This window comes from Streptomyces sp. BK340 (assembly GCF_007827595.1).
Lineage (GTDB): Bacteria > Actinomycetota > Actinomycetes > Streptomycetales > Streptomycetaceae > Streptomyces.
Genome location: NZ_VISR01000004.1, coordinates 210,153 through 234,296, shown reverse-complemented (window position 1 = coordinate 234,296; position 24,144 = coordinate 210,153). Strand labels below are relative to the sequence as shown.

Below are 24,144 nucleotides of genomic sequence, written 5' to 3'. Positions count from 1 at the left end.
TTCGGCGGGGTGTCCGAGGGGGATCTGAACCAACATGGCCAATTTCGCGAAGTCCCACGCGCCACAGTTCTCGGTCGACGTCTACCAGAACGAGTACCTGCCCGAGGGCGGCCGTGAGGTCAACGCCATCGTCACGGTGACGGCGACGGGCGGCGGAACGATCGGGAGCGCGCTCGCCGCACCCGTGTACGCACCGGGCCACGGGCCCTCCGCCGCCGTGGCGGTCATGGTCGACTGCTCGGGCTCCATGGACTACCCGCCGACCAAGATGCGCAACGCCCGGGACGCCACGGCCGCCGCGATCGACACCCTGCGCGACGGCACCCACTTCGCGGTGATCGGCGGCACACACGTCGCCAAGGAGGTCTACCCGGGCGGCGGACGGCTCGCGGTCGCCGACGCCCGGACCCGCGAGGAGGCCAAGCAGGCGCTGCGCCGGCTCGGCGCGGGCGGCGGTACGGCCATCGGCACCTGGCTGCGGCTGGCCGACCGGCTGCTGTCCTCGGCGGACGTGGCCATCCGGCACGGCATCCTGCTCACCGACGGACGCAACGAGCACGAGTCGCCGGAGGACCTGCGGGCCGCGCTGGACGAGTGTGCCGGGCGGTTCACCTGTGACGCGCGCGGCGTGGGCACCGACTGGGAAGTGAAAGAAGTCACAGGCATCGCCTCCGCGCTGCTCGGCACCGCCGACATCGTCGCCGACCCGGCCGGGCTGGCCGCCGACTTCACGCACATGATGGAGACGGCGATGGGCAAGGAGGTCGCCGACGTCGCCCTGCGGGTGTGGACCCCGGTCGGCACGACCATCAGGTTCGTCAAGCAAGTCGCGCCCACGGTGGAGGAGTTGACCGGCCGGCGCACGGAGGCCGGGCCCCGGGCCGGGGACTACCCCACCGGGTCCTGGGGCGATGAGTCCCGCGACTACCACCTGTGCGTCGAGGTCCCGGCGGCCGGCCTCGGCCGGGAGATGCTCGCCGCCCGGGTCTCACTGGTCGTACCGCAGCCGGACGGGACGGCACAGAACCTAGGCGCCCAGGGGCTCGTGCGGGCCGTGTGGACCGACGACATGACGGCCTCGACCTCGATCAACCCCCAAGTCGCCCACTACACCGGGCAGGCCGAACTGGCACAAGCCATCCAACAAGGCCTCGATCTCCGTAAAGCGGGCGATTTCGATGGAGCAACGGCCAAACTGGGCCGCGCTGTTCAGCTCGCGAGTGCCTCCGGGAACGCCGATACTGCGAAACTGCTTGCGAAGGTGGTGGACGTGGTCGATGCAGCGACAGGTACTGTGCGACTGAAGGCGAAGGTCGCGGAGGCCGACGAGATGACTCTCGAGACACGGTCCACAAAGACTGTTCGTGTAAAGAAGTAGTGACTCAGCAGTACTGAGTAGGACCCTGAAGGAGAGGGGGAAGCGCCGACATGCCGACCTGCCCGAACGGACACCAGTCGGGTTCCGACGACTGGTGCGAGGTGTGCGGTCACCGCATGGCCGGTGCCGTACCTCCGCCCCCGCCACCGCCGCCGGCCGCCGGCGGATACGGCTTCCCGCCCCGGCAGGGCACCCAGGCCGGCGGCCGCCCGCAGGGGGCCGGTGCGCCCGAGCCCGAGCTGTGCCCGCAGTGCCGGACGCCCCGCGAGGGCGGCGCGCCCTTCTGCGAGGAGTGCCGGTGGAACTTCCTGACCAACACGGCCACCTCGTACACCCCGGCCGCGCCGCGGCCGGCCCAGCCGCGCTTCCAGCCGCCGAGTTCGACGTACGGCGGCGGTGACTCGTACGAGTACCAGGGCTCGCGGCCCTCGCAGGTGAACCGTCCCGCCGAGCCGATCCCGTCGTTCGGCAGCGAGCCCTCGGGCCCGACGCCGTTCGCCGGTGAGCGCGGCCCGTCCGGCCCGCCGCCCACCGCGGGCGGCCCGGGCGGCTTCGGCGGCGGCCGGCGTCCCTCCGGTCCCCCGTCGGGCTTCGGCGGCGGTCCCGGTCAGGGTCAGGGCGGTCCCGGCGGCCCCGGCGGTCCTTCGGGCTTCGGCGGTGCGCAGGGCCAGGGTGGTCCCGGCGGGCCCGGTGGTCCGTCCGGCTTCGGCCCTGGCCCGGGCCAGGGCCCCGGCGGCCCCTTCGGCCGTGAGCCCTCCGGTCCTAACGGTCCTGGCGGACCCGGTGGCCCCTCCAGCTTCGGTGGCGACCCGTCCCGTCCGGTTCCTCCGCCGCCCGGGCCGACCCCGCCCGCCGGTCCCGGCGGCCCGGCCGGCGGTGCGCCGCAGGCCTTCCAGCAGTCCGGCCCGCCCTCGCCGCCCGCGTTCCCGCGGGAGACCGGCCGGCCCCCGGCCGGCGGTCCGGCCTTCGGCGGCGGCGAGGACGACTGGGTGATCTCCCCGCCGTCGGCCGGAAGCCCCGGAGGCCCCGGAGGGGGCTACGGCTACCCGCCGCCCGGCGCCACCCAGGCCCCGCCCGGCCCCGGCTTCCCGCCGGCGCCGCAGGGTCCGACGACGTGGATCGCGACCATCGGCCCGGACCGCGAGTACTTCATGGCGATGATGCACCGCTCCGGCCCCGAGGCCGCCGGTCTGAACCTGCCCGCGTACTCGCCCGAGCAGCAGCGCACGCTCAGCGGCAACCAGGTCACCATCGGCCGCCGCCGGCACTCCACCGGCGACACCCCCGACATCGACCTGTCGGTGCCGCCGGAGGACCCGGGCGTCTCGCACCAGCACGCGGTGCTGGTCCAGCAGCCGGACGGCACCTGGGCGGTCGTCGACCAGAACTCGACGAACGGCACCACGGTCAACGGCTCGGACGAACCGATCCAGCCGTTCGTGCCGGTGCCGCTGCAGGACGGCGACCGGGTGCACGTGGGCGCCTGGACGACGATCACCGTCCGCCGGGGCTGACCCCGGGAGGAACCGGACGATCAGGGGAGGGGCCAGATGTACGGCCCCTCCGGGTCGTCCAGCCACGCCCACACACGCCCGCCGCTGACCGTGACGCCGTACCGTGCGCGCTCCGGTCTGCCCTCGCGCTCCCACAGGGCGTAGGCCTCCTGCGGGTCGAAGGCGCCGTGGGTCAGGGCGAGCAGGAAGCGGAACAGCTCGTGCTCGCGGGCCGGGCGCGGCAGGCCGTGCAGGGACACCGCCCCGGGTTCCGCCCGGCCCGCGCCTCGCAGGGGCACGAAGTAGGCGGCCGTGGACAGGAAGCGGCCCTCGGCGTGCCCGGCGCCGAAGACGTCGAGGGCGAGCAGCCCGGTCGCGAACGGGGTCAGGATGCGGGCGCCGGGGCTGCACTGGTCGAGCCAGGCGCGCGGCACCGTGGACAGCGTGCAGGTGGCGATGATCCGGTCGAACGGGGCGCGTTCGGGCACCCCGCGCGCGCCGTCCCCGGTGACGACCACCGGGTGGTACCCGGCCAGGGCCAGGTGCTGCCGGGCCGACTCGGTGATCTCCGGCTCCAGGTCGACGGTGGTGACGAGGCCGTCGTCACCGAGCCGGTGGGCGAGCAGTGCCGCGTTGTACCCCGTCCCGGCACCCACCTCCAGGACCCGGTTGCCGTCCTCGACCCGCAGGGCGACCAGCATCCTCGCCATGAGCGAGGGCTGGCTGCTGGAGGAGAGCAGCTCGCCGTCGCGCAGCCGGGTGGCCAGCGGGGTGTCGGCGTAGGCGCCGGACACCCAGCGTCCGCGCTCCTCGGGGTTCGGGCTCTCCCGCCAGCGGCGCTCGTAACCGCCCCTGACGCCGACGTAGTAGAACGGCACGAACAGGTGCCGGGGCACCTCCGAGAACGCCTCCCGCCACACCGGGTCCTCGGCCCAGGCCCCCTCGGCGTCGATCTCCCGCACCAGCGCGGCCCGCGCCACGGCGGCGAGCACGTCGATCTCGGTGTCGTAGGCGCCCATGTGTCCACAGTAGGGCTGCCGCCTGCCCCGGCGGGGCTGTCCCGGCGGGTGCGGTCCTAAGCCTTGAGTCCTGGGCCACCCCGTCTGAGACCATGGACGGGTGAAAGAGATTCGGCGCGGCACGCTTCAGGAGCAGACCTTCTACGAGCAGGTCGGCGGGGAGGAGACCTTCCGCCGGCTCGTCCACCGTTTCTACGAGGGAGTCGCCGAGGACCCGATCCTCAGGCCGATGTACCCGGAGGAGGACCTGGGCCCGGCCGAGGAGCGGATGGCCCTGTTCCTGATGCAGTACTGGGGCGGTCCCACCACCTACAGCGACAACCGCGGGCACCCGCGGCTGCGGATGCGGCACGCCCCGTTCACCGTGGACCGGGCGGCGCACGACGCCTGGCTGCGGCACATGCGGGTGGCCGTCGACGAGCTGGGGCTCTCCGAGGAGCACACGACGACGTTGTGGAACTACCTGGCGTATGCGGCCCAGTCGATGGTGAACACTCCCGAATGACCCGCTGAACGCCGGATTCCGGTCGCCTGACGCCGGAATCCGGTCACGATCCGGTATAGACCGATCGAGAAACGCTTACCTGCGAGCCGTCCCTTCTGCCAGCATCGCCCGAAGGTCTGGAAGTTCCGCACGTCCGGACGACACGGGGGCAGGGTGACGGGGTTCGTTTTCGCACGCGCGCGGGCGTATCGCCTGCTGCTCGGCTCCACCCTGCTCACGGTGCTGCTCACCACCGCGGTGCTGACGACGCTCACGGCGTACTCGGGCGCGATCGGGGACGCGGCACTGCGCCATGTGCTGAACGACCCGCGCAACGCGACCGCCACCTCGCTGATCGTCAAGGCCGGGGTACCGGCCGACGGGCGCGCCGCCGCCGACACCGCCGTACGACAGGGCGCGCGCCGGACCTTCGACGGGTTACCGGTGACCGTGCGGACGCTGCGCCGCTCGGGCCCGTACGCGCTGCCCCGCTCGCTCCAGCCGCCCGCCGAGCGGTCGGGCAACCCGGATCTGACCTTCTTCGCCGCGCTGGACCGCACGCAGGTGCGGGCGGTCGCCGGCCGGCTTCCCGGCCGAGCGGGCGGCGAGATCGAGGTGGCGCTCCCCCAGGCGGCCGCCCGGCCGCTCGGCCTGAAACCCGGCGACCGTCTCACCCTGGCCGACCGGCTGGGCGAGGGGACGGTCCGGGTACGGGTCAGCGGGCTCTACCGGCCCGTGTCGGCGAACGCGCCGTACTGGCAGCTGGACGAACTGCTCGGGCGCGGTGTGAAGGACTCCGGCTTCACGACGTACGGGCCGCTGCTCGCCGACCCCCCGGTGCTCGCCGGCAAACGGGTGAGCACCGGGCCGACGGCCTGGCTGGCGTCGGCCCGGTTCGATGCGGTGACGACCGGGCGGATCGGGGCGCTGCGGGACGCGGCGCGGGCCGGGAGCACGGCACTGCGCAGGTCCCACGCCCTGAGCGGGGTGACCGCGTCGACGACCTCGCTGCCGGACGTCCTGGACCGGGCCGACCGCTCGCTGCTGGTCTCCCGCTCGACCCTGCTGATCGTCGCGCTCCAGCTGGTGCTGCTCGCCGGGTACGCGCTGCTGCTGGTGGCCCGGCTGCTCGGCGCCGAACGGGCGGCCGGCACAAGGCTGCTGAGGGCCCGGGGCGCCTCCCGGGCCCGGATCGCGGCCCTCGGCGCGGCCGAGTCGCTGCTGCTCGCCCTCCCGGCCGCCGTCTGCGCGCCCCTGCTGGCCGGACCGCTCACCACCCTGCTGACCGACCACGGCCCGCTGTCCCGCCTCGATTTGCGGCTGGACCTCCCGCCCGGCGGCAGCCCCGGCGTCTGGCTGGTGGCGGCCGCCGTGGCCCTGGGCTGCGTGCTGACGCTGACACCACCGGCCCTGACCGGGGCGGAGACGGAGCGGCGCGGACGGCGGGCGGAGCCGGGCCGGACGCGGCGACCACTCGTCTCCCGCTTCGGGAAAGGCCGTGCGGGAGGCTCACCCGGCTCCCGCCCCCGCGCCCGCCGCACCGGCGCCGGTCTGCTCCCCACCCCGCTCCGCGCCGGGGGCGACCTGGGCCTGCTCGCCGTGGCCGCGGTGGCCTACTGGCAGTTGGCGCAGCAGGACTCGGGGAGTGTCTCCGCCGACCGGTCGGGGGCGCTCGGGGTGGATCCCCTGCTGGTGGCCGCGCCGGCGCTGGCGCTGCTCGCCGGGACCGTGCTGACGCTGCGGCTGCTGCCGCCCGTGGCGCGGCTCGCCGAGCGGTGGGCGGCGGCCGGGCGGGGGCTGCCGGCGGCGCTGGCCGGCTGGCAGTTCAGCCGCCGTACCGCACGCGCCGCGGGCCCCGTGCTGCTGCTCGTGCTGGCCGTCGCGCTCGGCATGCTGGCCGTCGGGCAGGCGTCCTCCTGGGACCGCTCGCAGGACGACCAGGCCGACTTCCGCGCCGGAGCGCCGGTGCGGGTGCTGTCCGCGGGGGACGGGCAGCTCGGCCGTACGGACGTGTACGCGGCACTGCCGCACGTACGCGGGGCGGTCCCCGCCGCACGCGCCGAGGAGCCGCTGTCCGGCGAGCGTACGGCGACCGTGCTGGCCATGGACACCGCGCACGCGGGCGACGCGATGCTGATGCGCCCGGACCTGGCGGCCGTACCGGTGCGGCCGCTGCTGGCCGCGCTGACGCCGAAGGACTCCCCGGCCGGAACCCGGGTGCCGGCGCACACCGCGCGGCTGCGGCTGACGGCGAGCCTGCACAGCTCCGCGGGGCCCGGGAAGACGGCCGACGTCACGGTCGGGCTCGAGGACCGGTCCGGGGTGCCGTACCAGGTGCCGTTCGGGCGGCTCCCCGCCGACGGCCGCCCGCACACCCTCACCCTCGACCTCGGCTCCGCCACCGGCCCGGCGCTGCTCACCGCGCTCCAGCTGGACATGTCCCAGCCGGCCGACCGGGCCGAACAGCACCGGCTCACCTTCCGCGGCCTGACCGCCGAAGGGACCGACGGGACCCGGCGCCCGCTGGCGCTGCCCGCCTCCTGGACCACGGCCGTGCAGACCGGCGGCGCGGCCGTCTCCACCCCTGCCACCAGCCCCACCCGGCCCCGGATCGTCTCCACCCGGCCGCTGACCGTCACCTACCGCACCGGATACCTTCCGGACGCGGACTGGACGGTCGCCACCGTGTCCGTCCAGCTCCAGGTGGCGCGTCCCGCGCCGCCCGAGGTGACGGCCGTGGCCACCGACCGCTTCCTGGACTCGGCGGGCGCCAGCACCGGGCAGCGCGTGGATGTGCAGGTCGGCGACCAGAGCATCCCGGTGCGGATCGTCAGGGCGGTGCGCGCACTGCCCACGACCGGCACCTCGGGCAGCCATGACGGCGGCGCCGTACTGATCGATCTGCGGGCCGCGAACCGGGTGCTGCACGCGCGGTACGGGGAGAGCCTCACGCCCACCGAGTGGTGGCTGCGTACGGCTCCGGTCCGGGCGGCCCAGGTCGCCGCCGAGGTGCGGGCGTTGCCGGACGTCGTCGACCCGGGGCAGGTGGTGGTCCGGGACGAGATCGCCGCCGGGCTGCGCGACGACCCCTTCGGCGCCGGGCCCACGGCCGCGTTCGCCGCGGCCGCCGTGGTGGCGGCGGCCCTCGCCGCGGTCGGCTTCGCGGTGGGCGCCGCCGGGGCGCTGCGGGCGCGCGAGGCGGACTTCGCCGTGCTGCGCGCCCTCGGCGCCCCACACCGCCGGCTGGCCCGCACGGTCGCCGCCGAACAGGCCGTCCTGGTGGGTCTGGCCCTGGCGGTGGGCGTCGCCCTCGGCACCGTACTGGCCCGTGGAGTACTCCCGTTGATCGTCCTGACCGGTGACGCCACCCGGCCCGTTCCCGACCTGCTGGTCCAACTCCCGGCCGACCGTGTGGTGTTGCTGCTGGCGGCCGTCGCAGTGGCTCCGCTGGTGGTCGCGGCGACGGCGACCGTACGCCGGGCGGACCCGGCGCGGGCGCTGCGCGAACAGAGGGGTGAGTGACGTGAGTTCCGTGCACTCCGCGGTCGCTCCCTGGGTGCGCACCCGGCTGCGCTCCGCACCCGGTGCCGCGCTCGCGCTCGCGCTGCTGGTCGTGGTGACCGCCTGTCTGGCGGGGGCCCTTCCGCGTGCGGTCGACCGGTACGAGGACGCGGGTCTGGTGCACACGCTCCACCAGGCCCGCCCCGAGCGCACCACTCTGCGGGTGACCCCCTCGATGCCCCTTTATGACGTGTCCGGCGACGCCCCGGACACGCTTCTCCGTCCCGGCGTGCTCGAACGCCAGTTCCGGAAGCTGCTGGGCACGGTCGACGACTCGCTGTCCGTCGACCGTGCCCAGTCCGCGTACGGCATCGCGACCCAGACCGACACGGCCGTGCCCGATGCGTTCATCCCGCGTCCGAGCGGCCTGCTCGCCCATGTCCAGCTGATCGCACAGAGCGGCCTGGCCGGGCACGCCGACGTCCGCGAGGGCCGTCTCCCGCGCACCTCGGGCCCGCTGGACCCGATGGCGCCCGAGGTGGAGGCCGCCGTCACCGCCGCCACCGCCAAGAGCCTGCACATCAAGGTCGGTTCGGTCATCCACGTGCCCTGCGTCGGCCGCGGCCCGCTCGCCGTCCGGGTCACCGGCATCCTCACCCCGCACGACCCCGCCGGCGCCTACTGGTCGACCGTCCCGCTGCTGCGCACGCCCAGCCTGGTCCGGACGCCCCCGCCCAACCCGCCGGAGACCTACTGGCTCGGCGCACTCCTGCTGCCCCTGGAGGCGGCCCCCGCCCTGCCGTACACGCGCGGAGAGCCCTCCCGCTACTGGTACTTCGCCCCAGACCTCGGCGGTCTGCGCGCCCACGACGTGGACCGTCTGCGGTCCGCCGTCGCCTCCCTGGAGTCCGGTCCCGGCCTGCGCCGCGCCCGCACCGTCACGGGCGAGGGCACCGACGTCGGCACCGGCCTGGACGACGGCCTCGCCGCGTTCTCCCGGCTGCGCTCGCGCATCGCCCCGCTGGTCGCGGTGGCCGTCGCAGGCACCGCCACGGTCGCCGTCGTCGTCCTGCTCATGGCGGGCGGCCTGGCCGCCGACCGCCGTCGCACCGAACTCGCCCTGCTCCGCGCCCGGGGCGCCTCCCTGCCCGGCCTCACCGGCCGGCTGCTGGCCGAGACCGCCGTGGTCGCCGTACCCGCGGGCGCGGCCGGCCTGGCCGCCGCGCTGCTGCTGTTCCCCGGCGCGCGTACCGGTCCCGCCGTGGCCGCCGCCCTGGCCGTCACGCTCACCGCCTGCGCCGCCCTCCCGCTGCGCGTCGCGCTCGCCCACCGCGCGGTACGGGTGACGGCGGCACGGGAGGACGTGACGGCCGTACGACCCTCCCGGCGCCGCACCGTGGCCGAGCTGACCCTGCTGGCCCTGGCGGCCGGGGCGGTGGCGACCCTGCGCCGCAGCGGCACGTCGGCCGGTCAACTGGTGTCCCTGGCCCCGGTACTGACCGGCGTCATCGCGGCCCTGCTGCTGCTCCGCCTCCACCCCCTGCTGCTGCGCCGCCTCGCCCGCCCGGCCGGCCGGCTGCGCGGGGCGGTGGGCCATCTGTCCCTGGCCCGCGCGGGCCGCGCCCAGGCCTCCGCGGTACTGCCCCTGGTGGCGCTGCTGACCGCGCTGACCACGGCGGCCTTCGGCGGCTCGGTCCTGGCCGGGGTGGCCGAGGCCCGGGACCGTGCGGCCCTGCTCACCGTCGGGGCCGACGCCCGCATGGACGCGGCCACCGCGCTCCCGTCGGACCTGGCCGCCCGGGTGCGCGCGCTGCCCGGGGTGCACGGGGTGGCGGCGGCGAGCATCACGTACGAGGCCAAGCCGCTGGACGGGGAGGACACGGTACCGCTGGTCGGGGTGGACCCGGCCGCGTACGGCCGGCTGGCGGCCGACACCGGCCTCGGGGCCTTCCCGGCGGGCGAGTTGAGGAACGCGAGGACGCTCCCCGCCCTCGCCTCCCCCTCCGTCGCCCACGCGTACGGCACCCGGCGCCCCTTCCTGGTAAGGCTGGGGGACGGCAGCGCGGTCACGGTACGGATCACCACCGTCCTCGACCGCACCCCGGCCGTACCCGGCTCCGACTTCCTGATCGTGAACCGTGCCGGACTCCCGGACGCGGCCCACCGCCCCACGACACTGCTGCTGACCGGTGCCCTCCTGGACGCGGAAGCGCTGCGCCGCGCGGCCCCCGCCTCGGTCACGGTGCAGGCCCTGGCCGAGGTGCGCTCCCGGTACGCCGACTCGCCCCTGCAGACCGGCGCCGGGCACGTCTACACGGCGGCGGTGGCCGCCGGCGCCGGCTTCGCGGTCCTCGCCCTGCTCCTCGCGCTGCTGCGGGCGGCACCCGAACGCGCCGCGCTCCTCGCCCGCCTGCGCACGATGGGCCTCACCCGCGCCCAGGGCCGCCGCCTCCTCGTCCTTGAGTCCCTTCCCCAGGCCCTCCTCGCCGCGGCCGGCGGCACCCTGACCGGCTGGACCGCCATCCGCGTCCTGTCGCCCGGCATCGACCTGACCACCATCGCCCTGACCTCCGCCCAGCCCGGCGTGAACTCGGCCGCACTCCGCCCGGACACCTGGTCGCTGACGGCACCGGCGATCACGGTCGTGGTGCTGACGGTGGGGGTGGCGGGGGCCCAGGCGTGGTGGACCGGGAGACGCGGGTCGGTACGGGAGCTGCGGGCCGGGGAGGGGCGATGAGCGTTCCGGGCAACCATCCAGGAGACCCCATGACAGCCGATACCACTCTCTCCGACCTCGCCGACCAGGTCGCCGAGGCCCGCAACCGGCCCGCCTACGGCCATGACGCCCTCATCACCTGCGACCGCCTCGTCCGTATCTTCTCCGCGGACGGCGTGGAGGTTCAGGCCCTCCAGGGGCTCGACCTGCTCGTCCGTGAGGGCGAGCTGATGGCCCTGGTCGGCGCCTCGGGCAGCGGCAAGTCCACCCTCATGAACATCCTGGCCGGTCTGGACACCCCCACCGCGGGGGCCGCCCGCGTCGCCGGCCGCGACCTGCTCACCATGACCGCGAAGGACCGCCTCGCCTACCGCCGCGAGGTAGTCGGCTTCGTCTGGCAGCAGACCTCCCGCAATCTGCTCCCCTACCTCACCGCGGCCCAGAACGTCGCCCTCCCGCTCCAGCTGTCCGGCACCCGCACCCGCCGCCGCGCCCGCGCCGAACGCGCCCTGGAACTGCTGGAGTTGCTCCAGGTGGCCGACTGCCGCGACCGCCACCCGCACGAGATGTCCGGCGGCCAGCAGCAGCGCACCGCGATCGCGGTGGCCCTCGCGAACGCCCCCGCGGTCCTCCTCGCCGACGAACCCACCGGCGAACTCGACTCCCAGACCGGCGCGCAGATCTTCGACGCGTTCCGCACCGCGAACGAGACGCTCGGCACCACCATCGTGATCGTCACCCACGACCAGGCGGTGGCCGGTGAGGTCCGCCGCACGGTGGCCATCCGCGACGGCCGCACCTCCACCGAGGTGCTGCGCCGCAGCGAGGTGGACGCCACGACCGGCCACGAGACCGTGGTCGCACGCGAGTACGCCATGCTCGACCGCGCGGGCCGTCTCCAGCTGCCCGCCGAGTACACGCGGGCCCTGAACATGCGCGACCGGGTGGCCCTGGAACTGGAGCCGGACCACATCGGGGTGTGGCCGGACGACAGTGCGGAGAAGTAGCGGACGAGCAGCGCAGAAGCAGGTGGCCGGGTCAGCGCACGCTGACGCCGAGGGTGCCGAGCCCGGCGCGCCGCACCGCGACGGAGCCGTACGGCGTGCGCAGCCTCAGCCACGCCCCGGAGGAGAACAGCCCGGTCTCGGCCGCGCCGGTCCCCGGCCGCAGAAAGCCCAGCGACTGAGCCGCGTGCACGGCCCGCACCGGCAGCCGGGTCTCCCCGATCTCCCGGGACCAGATGTCCCGTCCGATCCGGTCCAGCTCCGCACGCGTACGCCGCTCGGGCGCCAATTCCTCGGTACGGGAGCGGAACTCGGCGACGGCCGCGGCCACCGCCGTACGCAGCGCGTCCGGTGCGGGCAGCCCCGGCTCGGGCTGCCAGCCGCCGCGCGGCGGCAGCACACCGGCCCACGGCGGCCCGGTGACCGCGGCCGGGACGGCGGCCGTGGCGGCCCGCTCGTCCACGGACTCCAGGAGTTCACCGGCGGAGACGGTCACGTCGAGCGTGACGTCGAGCCCGTTCTCGTACGGCTTCGCCAGGCGCACCGCGCGGACCGCCAGCACCTCGAAGGACGGCGGCCGTCCGAACACGGCGAGTGCGGTCCCGGACGCCTGCAGGCGCACCGCGGCTCCACGGTCGTAGTGGAGCAGCCGGGAGAGGAAGGCGGCGAGGTCCGCCGCCTCCGACTCGTCGGCCAGGTGCAGCACCGTCATGCGGCGACGGCCTCCTCGTCGGCCGCGTCCGTGTACTCCGTGAGGAACTCCCGCTCCTCCTGGGTGATCCGGCGCGGCCGCTGGGCCTCGAAGTCGAACGGCACGACCACCGTCGAGGCCCGTACGTAGACCACGTCCTCGTCCTTCACCTCGTAGGTGATGGTGAAGGACGCGGCCTTGATCTCGGTGATCCACAGCTCGATGTCCACCGGGTGGTGCCGGTGGACGAGCTGCCGCTTGTAGTCGATCTCGTGGCGCGCCACCACGGACCCCTGCTTGAACTCCTTGTCCGGGCGGAACAGGAAGTTGATCCGGGCTTCCTCCAGGTAGCGGATGAAGACCGCGTTGTTGACATGGCCGTACGCGTCCATGTCGGACCAGCGCAGGGGGCAGCGGTAGATGTGACGCAAGATCGATCAGCCCCGGGTCAGCTTCTTGTAGGTGGCACGGTGCGGGCGCGCGGCGTCCGGACCGAGCCGCTCGATCTTGTTCTTCTCGTACGACTCGAAGTTGCCCTCGAACCAGAACCACTTCGACTCACCCTCGTAGGCGAGGATGTGCGTGGCGACCCGGTCGAGGAACCACCGGTCGTGGGAGACGACCACGGCGCAGCCGGGGAACTCCAGCAGCGCGTTCTCCAGGCTGCTGAGGGTCTCGACGTCGAGGTCGTTGGTGGGCTCGTCGAGGAGCAGCAGGTTGCCGCCCTGCTTCAGGGTCAGGGCCAGGTTGAGGCGGTTGCGCTCACCACCGGAGAGGACACCGGACGGCTTCTGCTGGTCCGGCCCCTTGAACCCGAAGGCGGACACATACGCGCGGGACGGCATCTCGACCTGTCCGACGTTGATGTAGTCGAGCCCGTCGGACACGACCTCCCACAGCGTCTTCTTGGGGTCGAGGTTCTCGCGGCTCTGGTCGACGTAGGAGATCTTGACGGTCTCGCCGACCTTGATGTCGCCGGAGTCCGGGGTCTCCAGACCCTGGATCATCTTGAACAGCGTGGTCTTGCCGGCGCCGTTCGGGCCGATGACACCGACGATGCCGTTGCGCGGGAGGGTGAAGCTCAGCCCGTCGACGAGGACCTTCTCTCCGAAGGCCTTGTTCAGCTTGTCGACCTCGACGACGACGTTGCCCAGGCGCGGGCCCGGCGGGATCTGGATCTCCTCGAAGTCCAGCTTCCGCATCTTGTCGGCCTCGGCGGCCATCTCCTCGTACCGCGCGAGACGGGCCTTGGACTTGGCCTGACGCCCCTTGGCGTTCGACCGCACCCACTCCAGCTCTTCCTTGAGCCGCTTCTGCCGCTTGGCGTCCTTCTGGCCCTCGACCTTCAGACGGGTGGCCTTGGTCTCCAGGTACTTCGAGTAGTTGCCCTCGTAGCCGTGCAGGCGGCCGCGGTCGACCTCGCAGATCCAGCCGGCGACGTTGTCGAGGAAGTACCGGTCGTGGGTGACGGCCACGACGGTGCCCGGGTACTTGGCGAGGTGCTGCTCCAGCCAGTTCACGGACTCGGCGTCGAGGTGGTTGGTGGGCTCGTCGAGGAGCAGCAGGTCGGGCTGCTCCAGCAGCAGCTTGCAGAGCGCGACGCGGCGCTTCTCACCACCGGAGAGGTTGGTGACGGGCCAGTCGCCGGGCGGGCAGCCCAGCGCGTCCATGGCCTGCTCCAGCTGGGCGTCGAGGTCCCACGCGTTGGCGTGGTCCAGCTCCTCCTGCAGCTTGCCCATCTCGTCGAGCAGCGCGTCGGAGTAGTCGGTCGCCATCAGCTCGGCGATCTCGTTGAACCGGTCGAGCTTGCCCTTGATCTCGGCGACACCGTCCTGGACGTTCTCCAGGACCGTCTTCGCCTCGTTCAGCGGGGGCTCCTGCAGCAGGATGCCGACGGTGTAGCCCGGCGACAGGAACGCGTCACCGTTCGACGGCTGCTCAAGGCCAGCCATGATCTTCAGCACGGTCGACTTACCGGCACCGTTCGGGCCGACGACACCGATCTTCGCTCCCGGCAGGAAGCTCAGGGTGACGTCGTCGAGGATCACCTTGTCGCCGTGCGCTTTGCGCGCCTTGCGCATGGTGTAAATGAACTCAGCCAAGAGAAACCGTCCGGCAGCTTGAATCTGGCAGTGGGCAGATACACCCCATCTTGCCTGACGGCTAGCCCTGGATGGAAACCCGTACGGGCGGGCGCCCCTGACCTGGTGTTTCCCGGAACGGCCGAGGGGCCGTCACACCCGCGGAGCGGGGTGTGACGGCCCCTCGGGCCGGATGGTCCGGCGTGGCCCCCCCGGGACTCAGCCCTTGGCGTGTTCGTTGTCCAGCGTCGCCCCGGCGTCCCGCTGCGTCGGGATCACCGGGAGGGCGCGCACCGCCATGCTCGCCCGGTGCTCGTCGGCCTCCGCGCACAGCGCCCGGGCCGCATCGTTGAAGCGGACGACGGACGGCGGGTCGGAGGGGCCCAGCAGGTGGAGCTTGAGCTCGGTGCGGGCCTCGGCGTAGGTGTCCTTCTCGGGGTGGCGCACGGACTCCAGCAGGGCCGGTATGCCGGCCGCGTCCGGAGTGAGCACGGCGCCGGCCCGGACCGTCGGGAAGGCCGCGCGGAAGTCCTGCTCGGGAAGGCCGCTGGTGTTGGCGACGGCGTAGGGCTTCTCGCTCTCCAGGTAGTCGGAGATGACGCTGGAGACGTCGCTGACCAGCACGTCGGCCACGTTGAAGCAGGCGTAGACGTTCGGTCGCGCCCCGGTGACGATCTGGTGCTCCCACGCGGGGAACGAGGCCCAGAACGCGGTCTCCCAGGCTGCGGTCGCGGCGGTCACGGCCGCGGCCCGGCCGGGCTCCGGGACCGACTGGAGCATCATCCGCTCCGCGTCGTCCGCGCTCGCCCGGAACGAGGACGTGGTCAGCCGGTCGAGTTCGGCGGTCCGGCCGGCCAGCTCCGCCGCCGCGGAGGGCGCCGGTCGCTCGTCGGCGTGTTCCGCGGCACGGACGGTGTTGGCGGCGCGGATCATCTCCTGGATCCGGGCGTTCGCGGCTCCCGCCTGCGGAACGACCGAACCGGTCAGCGGGTGCGGCTTGTACAGGAGCCGGACCCGGGGATCGGCCAGGAGGGCGCGGACGATGTTCTCGCCGGCCTCGATGATCGAGGTGTTGCCCGGGTTGCCGTCCCAGCCCTCCCAGGTGGGGGCGTAGAGAACCGTGGTGTACGGGCCCGTGGGCGCACCGGCGTACGGCGCGATCGCGTCCAGCTGCGGGCGTCCGATCTCCACGACGTCCCGGTCGTCGACACCCACGTTCGCCAGGGCGTAGCGCTCGCGCGCCGCGGGACCGGCCACCCACACCTCGTCGTACGCCTTCGCGTACGGGTTGCAGCTGGACAGCTTGTCGCTCTCGCCGTGGTTGACGAAGGCGTGCTTGATGGTGGGGATCCGCAGCACCTGGGAGGTCTTGCCCGAGTTCGACGGGTGGATCAGCATCTTCAGCGTGGACTGCTCCAGCCGCATCAGGTCGGCGACCTTGGGCAGGCACACGATCGGGATGTCGGTGGACGCGATCTTCCGCACCATGAAGCGCTCGCGGAGGACGATCAGCGGACGGCCCTCCAGCCGGGCCAGCGGCTCCAGCCACATGTTCGCCTGGTAGGCCGAGCTGGTGCCGCCGGAGAAGTACATGCCCACGGTCGGCTGGTACTCGGCGAGCCAGGCCTCGAACCACTCCAGCGCCTGCTCGCTCGTCACCGGCCTGCGGGCCGGCAGCAGCCGGACCAGCAGCATGCCGACGGCCAGCACGGCGCAGACGGCGGACACGCCTATGCCCGCGGCCGCGGACCAGGCCGAGACGCCCGCCGCGGTGGCCAGCAGGCCGGCCGTCGAGGGCAGGCCGAACATCAGGAGCCGCTGCCCCGCGCGGTTCATCAGCAGCGCCGGAGGAGCGGGCCTCAGCTGCAGCGGCGAGGCGTCGATGTTCCGGGTCACCACGGGCAGGGTGCGGGACCGGCGCACGAGGATCGCGAGCGCCTGGCAGGCGAAGTGCAGGGAGTAGAAGACCAGCAGACCGCAGACGAGAACCAGGTACTTCGTCTCGTAGTCCTGGTCCTCGATACGGATCAGACCGGCCACCAGCAGAAGATCCCGCACGACCTGGCGCACGAACACCGTCGCATGGAGCTTCCCGAGGGCCGAGGCCATGCCCCGCTGCCAACGGTGCATGGCCATGTCAGCCAGCAGTCCGGCAGCGGTGGAGGCCACGAGAAGCGGAACGCTCGGGAGGAGGGCGCCGACCGCCTGGCCGGCGTACGACAGGGCGAGCACCGTGGGCAGGAGGAGGCGTGCCGCTGCGGTACGCGACCGAGCAGACAGGGGCGATGACACTTCGCGGGCTCCAGGCAACTCGACATCCCCGAGCACTGACTTGCCGACGGACGCGGCCGCACGACCGCGAACTGGAAGCCGATGCACTCAGATGTTCTGCAAATAGGTGGTCGGACTTTACCTGTGTGTCAGCTTCTTTTGGAGCGGGGGTGGCCCGGAACACTCTCCCGCTTTGCGCAGCCGGTCGGCCCTGCGCGGAAACCCGAGCAGGCAGAACGCCCTGACCTGGGGTTTCTCAGGAGCGGAGGGCGGCGTCGAGGTCGCGGATGAACTCGCCCACTCGCCCGCCCCCGGGAGGCGCCGCGGGCAGCCGGCCGAGCACCTCGGTGACCGCCGCCGGCGCGTGACGACGCGCCCATTCAAGCGTCCCCGCGACGAGGGTCCGGTCCTCGGACGCCGGCTCCTGGGACGCCAGCTCCTCGGCTCGCGCCGCATGCGCCGCCGCACCGAGGATGTGCTTCACCTGATGCGCGTCCGCCAGGGGATGGAGGAACGCGGCACCGGCCGCATGGCAGGCCGCTCGGGCCGCGTCGACCGCGGCGGGTGCGTGGGCCTCCTGAGCCGCCCTGAACGCCGCCCAGGCGCTCTGCCGCAGAGCTCCCGTCCGCCGGCCGCCCCCGGCGAAGGCGTCCGCCGCGTCGATGGCGTCGCGGGGGCGGGTGTCGGCAGGAAGGCTCTCCTCGAAGATCGACAGAGCCCTGCGCGCACATTCGGCCGCGTAGCCCGTGATCTCACGAAGTTCGTCTTCGCTCAGCTCGATCTTGTCCGACTTGGTTGGCACGGCTCAATCCTGCCGCAGGGCGCCGGGCGGCCGCGGCAGGCCGTGGGGTCCGTCACTCCCCCGTGGGCGTCTCCTTGCGGCGCAGGACCACCAGGACCGCGCCACCGATCACCACCAGACCGATGGCCACCCCGGCGATCATCGGAGTGATCGCGGAGCCGCCCGTGGCGGCGAGGTCGGTGTCCGGTGGGGTCGTGTAGCCGCCGACCGTGGCGGGGCTGGGCTCGCTGAGGGTCCGGGTGCTCTTGGTGGTCAGCGCGCCCTGGGTCCGGCAGTCGAGGACGCCGGTGAAGCGTTGGCTGAAGCCGTTCGGGCCGGTGATCGTGAAGTCGTAGGGCTGGTCCTCCTGGAGCGGGACCGTCACCGTGCGGATGGCCCCCGCCGGGATGGTGTGCTCGGCTCCCATCAGCTCGAAGGTGAAGGGCTGGTCGCCCTTGTTGGCCGTGGTGATGTCCACGCCGCCCCTGGCGCAGTTCTTACGGGCCGACACCGCCGGTATGGCGCCCTTGTCCGCCCAGGTGGCACTCGCGGTCGCGGAGACCGTGGACTCGCTGGAGCCGGCCAGGATCTGGGTCTGGCTGCGGCTCTCGGAGGCGAAGGCACGGCCCACCGGCACGGTGGTCGACGCCTGCACGGTCAGCTGGGCCGACCCGTCGTCCGCATCCTCGGGGATGTCGAAGTACAGCTCGCTGCCGTTCCTCGCCGAGGTGATCACCTTGCCGGTCCTGTCGATGATCCGGACCCCGCTGCCGGCCAGGTCCGCGGGCGGGCTCACCGCCACGCTGTCCGCGTTGGTGTGCACGGTCACCGGGCCGAGCAGATCGCCGGGGCGGCCGGAGACCGCGGGCGGGTCCAGGGTCAGCGAGGCCTGCGGCTCGGCGCTGCCGCGGGCGCTCTTCTCCAGGTAGTCGGCGAGCTTCTCGGCCTGCGGGTCGACGGCGTCGGCCTTCGCCCCGTCCGAGTAGCGCCAGATGGCCACCTGGGTGCCGGCCGCCGCGTCCTGCTCGGTCAGTCCGCCCACGCCCGCCTTCCGGGCGAGGGCGGCGAGGTCGTTGACCTGGGGGTAGGAGTTCTGCAGGATCCAGCGGATCCGGCCGGCGTCCTTGTTGGTGCCCAGCGAGGTCCCGCTCCAGGGGGTCTCCTGGTAGCGGGCGTCGCGCTGGGTGGGGTTGTGCAGGTCGACGCAGTACGTCTGCAGGGTGCCGCCGCCGTCCACGGACATCTCGAACAGGCCCGCGGCCACCCGCTGGTCGCCGCCGTCCTCGTGGATCACGGCCTCGCCGTAGGTCTTCAGACCGTTGATCGTGGCCGTCGCGCCGCCCTGGGTCTGCGGTCTCCCGTCGGCCGCGGCCGCGCCGGAGCCGGCCAGCACGCTCGCCGCCACCAGGCCGGACACCAGCGTCACGGCGCCGAGGCGGGCCACTTGGGCGGATCGAGGAAACCCAGAGAACGCAGCAAGCACAGAATTCCCCTTCGAGCAGGACCCGTTGGACGTGGGGGACGGTCCCACCAGCAGAATCGGCGGCCCCGAGGGGCATGCCCGGCATCCTATGGATCACGCGGACCCCGCCCGGCCGGTCAGATCGTCTGATAGCCGATCCGATCCGGAATCGTTATCGCCCGAGCGGGACACGAGCTGGGCTTGTCGACAAATCCGCCGATTCGGTGGGGGTGTTCGGAGTGACGCGGCGACAGGCCGCGGCTGGGCCCAGGTGCGGGCCGGGGCGCGGGTATCCCCGGCAACGCGGCCGACGGCGCCGACGGCTCGGCTCACGTCATGTCACCGCCGCTGGTTCCAGGCGCTGTTGGGCCGGATCACCGGTCGGAGCTTCGGCGGGCGGTGTCTCCCAGTTCGGCTCCGGACGTGCCGTCCCCGGCACCTCGGGCCTGGCCGCGCGGCGGAAGAGCGCGGTGCCCCGCGACAGGTCGTGGCCGATGGTCACCGCGTCGATGTCGGCCGACGCCCAGCTCTGCTGACCCTCGCGCGCCTCCGAGCGCACCTTCAACCGCCCCTGGACGACGACGGGCTGTCCCACCTCCACCGATGCCGCCACGTTCACGGCGAGCTGGCGGTTGGCCCACACCGTGAAGAAGTTGGTGTGCCCGTCCGTCCAGACGTTCTTCTCCCGGTCCCAGTAACGCGAGGTCACCGCCAGCCGGAACCGCGCCGACGGGCCCGCCGCCGACTCCCGGTACACCGGCTGCGTCGCCACGTTGCCCACCACGCACACCACGGTCTCGTTCATCGTGCACCCCTCCCTCGCCCGGCCCTTCGACCGGGCGGACACGCCTACGGGCCCCTCCCGTACGGCTGCGTCTGCCGTGCCCGCGCACCCGGACCGGGTACGCCGTCACACGCCACGCCGATCGCCTGCGCCGCCCGCCCTCCACTCGTCGGACGCGCGGCGCGATCGCCGTGGAACCAGACTGCCTCCGCCGGGCCGAGCCCGCTGAGCGGTGTGGACGGCCACCCGCCTGTGGAAAATCCCGGCACCCGAACGAGTGGCCCACGTGTTCTCCCGTCCTCACCCACCCTCGCCGGCCGCACCCGCACCCGCCGGCCTCACACCGCCCCGGCCCCGGTCCGGACCACCCGCCCGTACTGCTCCCGCACCTCCCGGTACCGCAGCAGCTCCGCAGCGACCGGATCGAGCACCCGGGCCCGGCCGCAGCTGGAGGCCGCCTCCCGCAGCCGCCGTTCCGCCTCCATGCCGTACCGGCGTGCCGGTCCTCTGGCCGCCATCCGGCAGCCCCACTCCACGAGCGGCCCGCCGACGATCCCGCACACCATCAGCAGCACCGGCACTCCCAGGTTGGGTGCCATGAACCCGGCGATCTGGCCCGCCAGCCACAGGCCGCCCACGACCTGCAGCAGGGTCATGGCCGCCTGGACCAGAACGGCCACCGGCCACCACCCCGGGCGCGGCGGCCGTCCCGGCGGCATCCCGGCCCGCGCAGCCAGCTCGTCCAGCGCCTCGGGCAGCCCCTGGGAGCCGCGTGCGGCCGCCTCCCGCACCGCCGCCGCCCAAGGCGTCGGCAGACCCGCCGAGGCCCGGTCGGCGACCGTACGGACCGCCTGTTCGACCCGCTGACGGGCCGTGGCCTCCTCGTCCGTCTGGGCCCGCACCCGGACCCGGCCCGTCGTGGGTCCGCCACGGTCCTGGTACCAGCGGTACAGCCGCAGCCAGGGCGTGCCGCAGGCGCGGTTGGCGTTGCGCAGCCAGGCGCGTTCGGCGGCCTCGCCGGCCGCGGTGGCGCCCACGGCGGCCGCGAGCCGGGCGGCGAACTCCTCCCGCGCCTCCTCGCTGAGGCCGATGCGCCGGCCGGTGACGTAGACGGGCCGCAGCTCCTCCGCCGCGGCGTCCACGTCGGCCGCGACCCGGCGGGCCGCCGCACCGCGCTCCGTCACGAACTCGCCGAGTGCCTCGCGCAGATCACCGATGCCGTCGCCGGTGAGCGCGGACAGCGCGAGCACGGTGGCGCCCGGTTCGCCGTACTCGCCGAGCGCGACGCCGTCCTCGTCGAGCAGCCGGCGCAGATCGTCCAGGACCTGGTCGGCGGCCTCCCCGGGCAGCCGGTCGATCTGGTTGAGGACGACGAACATGACCTCCGCGTGGCCGGCCATGGGCCGCAGATAGCGCTCGTGCAGCACGGCGTCCGCGTACTTCTCGGGGTCGACCACCCAGATGACCGCGTCGACCAGCTTCAGGATCCGGTCGACCTGTGTACGGTGCTCCACGGCCGCGGAGTCGTGGTCGGGCAGGTCGATCAGGACCAGCCCGCGCAGCTGCCCCTCGGCCTCCGCGCTCTGCACGGGGCGCCTGCGCAGCCGGCCCGGGATGCCGAGCCGGTCGATGAGACTCGCCGCGCCGTCGCTCCAACTGCAGGCGATCGGGGCCGCGGTGGTCGGGCGCCGTACGCCGGTCTCCGAAATGGCCACTCCCGCGAGCGCGTTGAACAGCTGCGACTTTCCGCTGCCGGTGGCGCCCGCGATGGCGACGACGGTGTGCCGCCCGGAGAGCTTGCGGCGCGCGGTCGCCTCGTCCAGGACCCGCCCCGCCTCGGCGAGGGTGCGGATGTCCAGGCGGGTGCGGGAGAGGCCGACCAGTTCGCGCAGGGCGTCGAGGCGGGAGCGCAGGGGGCCGTCGTAGGCCAGGGGCGCGGGGATGTGGCTGACCGCGTTGCGTGCGGGGATGTCCAGTACGGAGGCACGCTCGGCGGCGAGGGCGGCGGCGGTGCTCTCCGTGACGCGCCGGGCGATGAGCCCGTCGTCCCAGGCGTCCTCGGATTCGAGGTCGGATTCAGGGTCGGGGGCGGATCCGGAGTCACGGTCCGCCTCGGAGGCCGGGCCGGGGGCCGGGGCGGGCGATCCGCCGTCCCTGGGGCGGGTGTGCTGCCCACCGACGGCTTCGGGGGTCTTCACACGTGCGTGCGGCTCCCCGTCCCCGTTCGGCTCGGGCACGCGCGCGGGGGGCTCGCTCTCCTTGCGCTTCTCCGGCAGGCGCACGTGCGGGTCGCTCTCCGCGCGCTTCTCGGGTACGCGCGCGTGCCGCGCGCGGTCCGTCCCGGCGTCCCGTTCCGCGGCCCCGGCCTCACCCCCGGCCTTGGCACCGGACTTCTTCTCGGCCTCGGCCTCGGCCTCGGCGTCGGTCTCGGTCCTGGCGTCCGCGCCGGCAGCCGTCTCGGCGATGTGCCCCTCCGGAGCCGGGCCGCCCTGCCCCGGAAGGCCGTCCCCGGAACCGCCGCCCGCCGGCGGGAGGCCGTCGCCCAACTCGTCCCTGCCCCCGAGGCCGGGCTCCACTCCCCCGGCCCCCTCCGCGTGCTCCATGCGTTCCATGTGATCCATGTGGTCCGTGTGGTCCGTGTGGTCGTGGTCAGTGACGGCGGTCACCGGTCACCTCTCCTTCTGCAGTACGGACAGCGCGGCGATGAGTTCGGCCTGGGGCTCGGCCTGGACGTCCAGGGCGTCGAGCGGGGCGATGCGCCGCTCGCGCTCGGCGTGCATGACACGGTCGACGTGTTCGGTCAGCAGGCGTCCGGCCCGGTCGCGCAGCCGCAGCGCGCCGTGGGCGCTGATCCGCTGGGCGAGCCCTTCGCCCGCGTTGCGCGCCCGGCGCCCGCCGAGCAGCGTGGTGGCGACCAGGGCGGCGACGACCTCGGCGTCGGGCGCGATGCTGCGCTCGAGTTCCCGCACCTCGTCCTCCGCGTACTCCTCCAACTCGCGCCGCCAGCGCCGTACGGCGAGCCCGATGCGGTGCTCGGCGTTCTCCAGGGAGGGATCCCGGCCGACGAGCCCGGCGGCGCCCGCGGCGGGCTCGCGCCGCCAGGCCTCGTCGACACGCTCGTCGGCGGCGGTGACGGAGCACAGGAGGAGCGCGGCCAGGCTCTCCACGAGGGAGTCGAGCAGCTCACCGGGTGTGCAGTCGAGCGGGAAGGCGCGCCAGCGTTTGAGCGCGTCCCCGGCGAGCACGGCCCCGGACTGCAGCCGGCCGCGCACGCGCGCGTGCTCGCTGTCGTACGCGCTCTCCACGGCAGAGGTGAGCCGGAGAGCGGCCGCGTACTGGGCGGCGGCGGCACTGGCCAGCTCGGGCAGGCGCGACTTGAGCGAGTCGAGGAGGCCGTACGCCGTACGGGCCGTGGCGCGCTGGCGGGCCGTGGCGTCCTGGGCGTGGTGGACGAGCCAGGTCCGCAGGGCTGCCACGGCCGTGGCCGGGAGCAGGCCGCCGCCCCAGGCCGACTCCGGCAGCTCCGGCACGGTGAAGCGGGGTACGTCACCGAGGCCGGCCTTGGTCAGCAGGGCGCCGTACTGGCGGGAGACCTCGGAAACGACCTGGTGGGGTACGCGGTCGAGGACGGTCACCAGAGTGGCGTCGTACTCCTTGGCGGTGCGCAGCAGATGCCAGGGGACGGCGTCGGCGTAGCGCGCGGCCGTGGTGACCATGACCCAGACGTCCGCGGCGCAGATCAGCCGGGCGGCCAGGACGCGGTTGTCGGCGATCAGGGAGTCGATGTCGGGGGCGTCGAGCAGGGCGAGCCCGCGCGGGAGGGTGTCGGCGGTCTCGACGCGCAGCACGCGCGCGTGGTTCCCGCCGGTGAGCAGGAGGTCGTCACCCGCCTCCTGCTCCGGCACCCACACGCGGGTGAGGTCGGGGAGGACACGCATGCTGCTGAACCAGTGATGGTCCTCCGGATGGCAGACCAGCACCGGTGTGCGGGTCGTCGGCCGCAGCACGCCCGCCTCGCTGACCCGCCGCCCCACAAGGGAGTTCACGAGGGTCGACTTGCCGGCCCCGGTGGAGCCGCCGATGACGGCCAGCAGGGGCGCGTCGGGTTCCCGTAGCCGGGGCAGCAGGTAGTCGTCTAGCTGCGCCAGGAGTTCTTCGCGGTTCGCACGCGCGCGTGGGGCCCCGGCCAGGGGCAGCGGAAAGCGTGCGGCGTCGACACGGTCGCGCAGCGCGGAGAGTGTGTCGAGCAGCTGAGGCCGTACGTCCAAGGTCACCACATGCGAAGAATGCCCAATTTTAGGGGAATTCTGAAGCATATGGACATCTCAGCGCGCCGATGGAACACATCGGATGTAAGGGACGACCGGGACACGGGCACAGTCCAGGCATAACGAGTGCACAACACCCTGTGCGTCAGGGGCCAAAAGCGGTGCACGATTCGTACCTGCCTGCGATTATCAGGACCGCTTCACCGAACCT

General features: G+C 73.7%; 16 protein-coding genes. 6 read left to right on the top strand and 10 right to left on the bottom strand.

Annotation, left to right across the window (positions count from 1 at the left end; all coding sequences use genetic code 11):
* Positions 1 to 34 precede the first annotated feature (34 nt).
* Together FB157_RS10470 and FB157_RS10465 are read left to right on the top strand one after the other, a co-directional pair.
* Positions 35 to 1,378 (top strand): VWA domain-containing protein, encoded by a 1,344-nt coding sequence (locus FB157_RS10470; protein ID WP_145878253.1) that lies wholly within the window; start codon positions 35 to 37, stop codon positions 1,376 to 1,378.
* A gap of 50 nt (positions 1,379 to 1,428) precedes the next feature.
* Positions 1,429 to 2,892, top strand: coding sequence for an FHA domain-containing protein (locus tag FB157_RS10465; RefSeq protein ID WP_145878251.1), 1,464 nt, complete (start codon positions 1,429 to 1,431; stop codon positions 2,890 to 2,892).
* Positions 2,893 to 2,912: 20 nt separating this feature from the next.
* Here the strand turns inward: FB157_RS10465 and FB157_RS10460 are convergent, their stop codons facing one another.
* A complete protein-coding gene (locus tag FB157_RS10460; protein WP_145878249.1) occupies positions 2,913 to 3,890 on the bottom strand; it encodes a methyltransferase domain-containing protein in 978 nt (325 codons plus the stop codon).
* A gap of 100 nt (positions 3,891 to 3,990) precedes the next feature.
* Between FB157_RS10460 and FB157_RS10455 the strand changes: the two genes are divergently transcribed.
* The 4 genes from FB157_RS10455 to FB157_RS10440 all read left to right on the top strand — a co-directional run bounded on the left by FB157_RS10455 (position 3,991) and on the right by FB157_RS10440 (position 11,598).
* Positions 3,991 to 4,395 carry a globin gene (locus FB157_RS10455; RefSeq protein ID WP_145878248.1) on the top strand — a complete coding sequence of 135 codons (405 nt, stop codon included), beginning with the start codon at positions 3,991 to 3,993 and terminating at the stop codon, positions 4,393 to 4,395.
* 153 nt (positions 4,396 to 4,548) lie between these two features.
* Positions 4,549 to 7,896 (top strand): FtsX-like permease family protein, encoded by a 3,348-nt coding sequence (locus FB157_RS10450; protein WP_145878246.1) that lies wholly within the window; start codon positions 4,549 to 4,551, stop codon positions 7,894 to 7,896.
* 10 nt (positions 7,897 to 7,906) lie between these two features.
* Positions 7,907 to 10,612, top strand: a complete 2,706-nt coding sequence (locus FB157_RS10445) for an FtsX-like permease family protein (protein ID WP_145878670.1) — start codon at positions 7,907 to 7,909, stop codon at positions 10,610 to 10,612.
* Positions 10,613 to 10,641: 29 nt separating this feature from the next.
* On the top strand, positions 10,642 to 11,598 hold the full coding sequence (locus FB157_RS10440; protein WP_145878244.1) for an ABC transporter ATP-binding protein: 957 nt from the start codon (positions 10,642 to 10,644) through the stop codon (positions 11,596 to 11,598).
* 31 nt (positions 11,599 to 11,629) lie between these two features.
* Here the strand turns inward: FB157_RS10440 and FB157_RS10435 are convergent, their stop codons facing one another.
* From FB157_RS10435 to FB157_RS10395, 9 genes are all read right to left on the bottom strand, one after another.
* Positions 11,630 to 12,307, bottom strand: coding sequence for a hypothetical protein (locus FB157_RS10435; RefSeq protein WP_145878243.1), 678 nt, complete (start codon positions 12,305 to 12,307; stop codon positions 11,630 to 11,632).
* A complete protein-coding gene (locus FB157_RS10430; RefSeq protein WP_145878241.1) occupies positions 12,304 to 12,717 on the bottom strand; it encodes a thioesterase family protein in 414 nt (137 codons plus the stop codon). Before FB157_RS10430 ends, FB157_RS10435 begins: the two co-directional genes overlap by 4 nt.
* A gap of 6 nt (positions 12,718 to 12,723) precedes the next feature.
* Positions 12,724 to 14,388 carry an energy-dependent translational throttle protein EttA gene (ettA, locus tag FB157_RS10425; protein ID WP_145878239.1) on the bottom strand — a complete coding sequence of 555 codons (1,665 nt, stop codon included), beginning with the start codon at positions 14,386 to 14,388 and terminating at the stop codon, positions 12,724 to 12,726.
* Between the two features lie 198 nt (positions 14,389 to 14,586).
* Complete coding sequence (locus FB157_RS10420; protein WP_261386245.1) at positions 14,587 to 16,659, bottom strand: CDP-glycerol glycerophosphotransferase family protein; 2,073 nt, start codon at positions 16,657 to 16,659, stop codon at positions 14,587 to 14,589.
* A gap of 235 nt (positions 16,660 to 16,894) precedes the next feature.
* Positions 16,895 to 17,440, bottom strand: a complete 546-nt coding sequence (locus tag FB157_RS10415) for a putative immunity protein (RefSeq protein WP_145878237.1) — start codon at positions 17,438 to 17,440, stop codon at positions 16,895 to 16,897.
* 52 nt (positions 17,441 to 17,492) lie between these two features.
* Entirely contained in the window at positions 17,493 to 18,902 is a 1,410-nt protein-coding gene (locus FB157_RS10410) for a Cys-Gln thioester bond-forming surface protein (protein WP_186581442.1), read from the bottom strand.
* 313 nt (positions 18,903 to 19,215) lie between these two features.
* Positions 19,216 to 19,686 carry a single-stranded DNA-binding protein gene (locus tag FB157_RS10405; protein ID WP_145878233.1) on the bottom strand — a complete coding sequence of 157 codons (471 nt, stop codon included), beginning with the start codon at positions 19,684 to 19,686 and terminating at the stop codon, positions 19,216 to 19,218.
* Positions 19,687 to 20,003: 317 nt separating this feature from the next.
* Positions 20,004 to 22,331 carry a YfjP family GTPase gene (locus FB157_RS10400; RefSeq protein ID WP_398946475.1) on the bottom strand — a complete coding sequence of 776 codons (2,328 nt, stop codon included), beginning with the start codon at positions 22,329 to 22,331 and terminating at the stop codon, positions 20,004 to 20,006.
* Positions 22,332 to 22,334: 3 nt separating this feature from the next.
* On the bottom strand, positions 22,335 to 23,942 hold the full coding sequence (locus tag FB157_RS10395; RefSeq protein ID WP_145878231.1) for a dynamin family protein: 1,608 nt from the start codon (positions 23,940 to 23,942) through the stop codon (positions 22,335 to 22,337).
* Between the last annotated feature and the right edge of the window lie 202 nt (positions 23,943 to 24,144).

Bases quoted from the DNA above. Each gene is read 5' to 3' on its own strand.
- FB157_RS10470 (WP_145878253.1), top strand. From the start codon at position 35: ATGGCCAATTTCGCGAAGTCCCACGCGCCACAGTTCTCGGTCGACGTC.
- FB157_RS10465 (WP_145878251.1), top strand. From the start codon at position 1,429: ATGCCGACCTGCCCGAACGGACACCAGTCGGGTTCCGACGACTGGTGC.
- FB157_RS10460 (WP_145878249.1), bottom strand. From the start codon at position 3,890: ATGGGCGCCTACGACACCGAGATCGACGTGCTCGCCGCCGTGGCGCGG.
- FB157_RS10440 (WP_145878244.1), top strand. From the start codon at position 10,642: ATGACAGCCGATACCACTCTCTCCGACCTCGCCGACCAGGTCGCCGAG.
- FB157_RS10435 (WP_145878243.1), bottom strand. From the start codon at position 12,307: ATGACGGTGCTGCACCTGGCCGACGAGTCGGAGGCGGCGGACCTCGCC.
- FB157_RS10405 (WP_145878233.1), bottom strand. From the start codon at position 19,686: ATGAACGAGACCGTGGTGTGCGTGGTGGGCAACGTGGCGACGCAGCCG.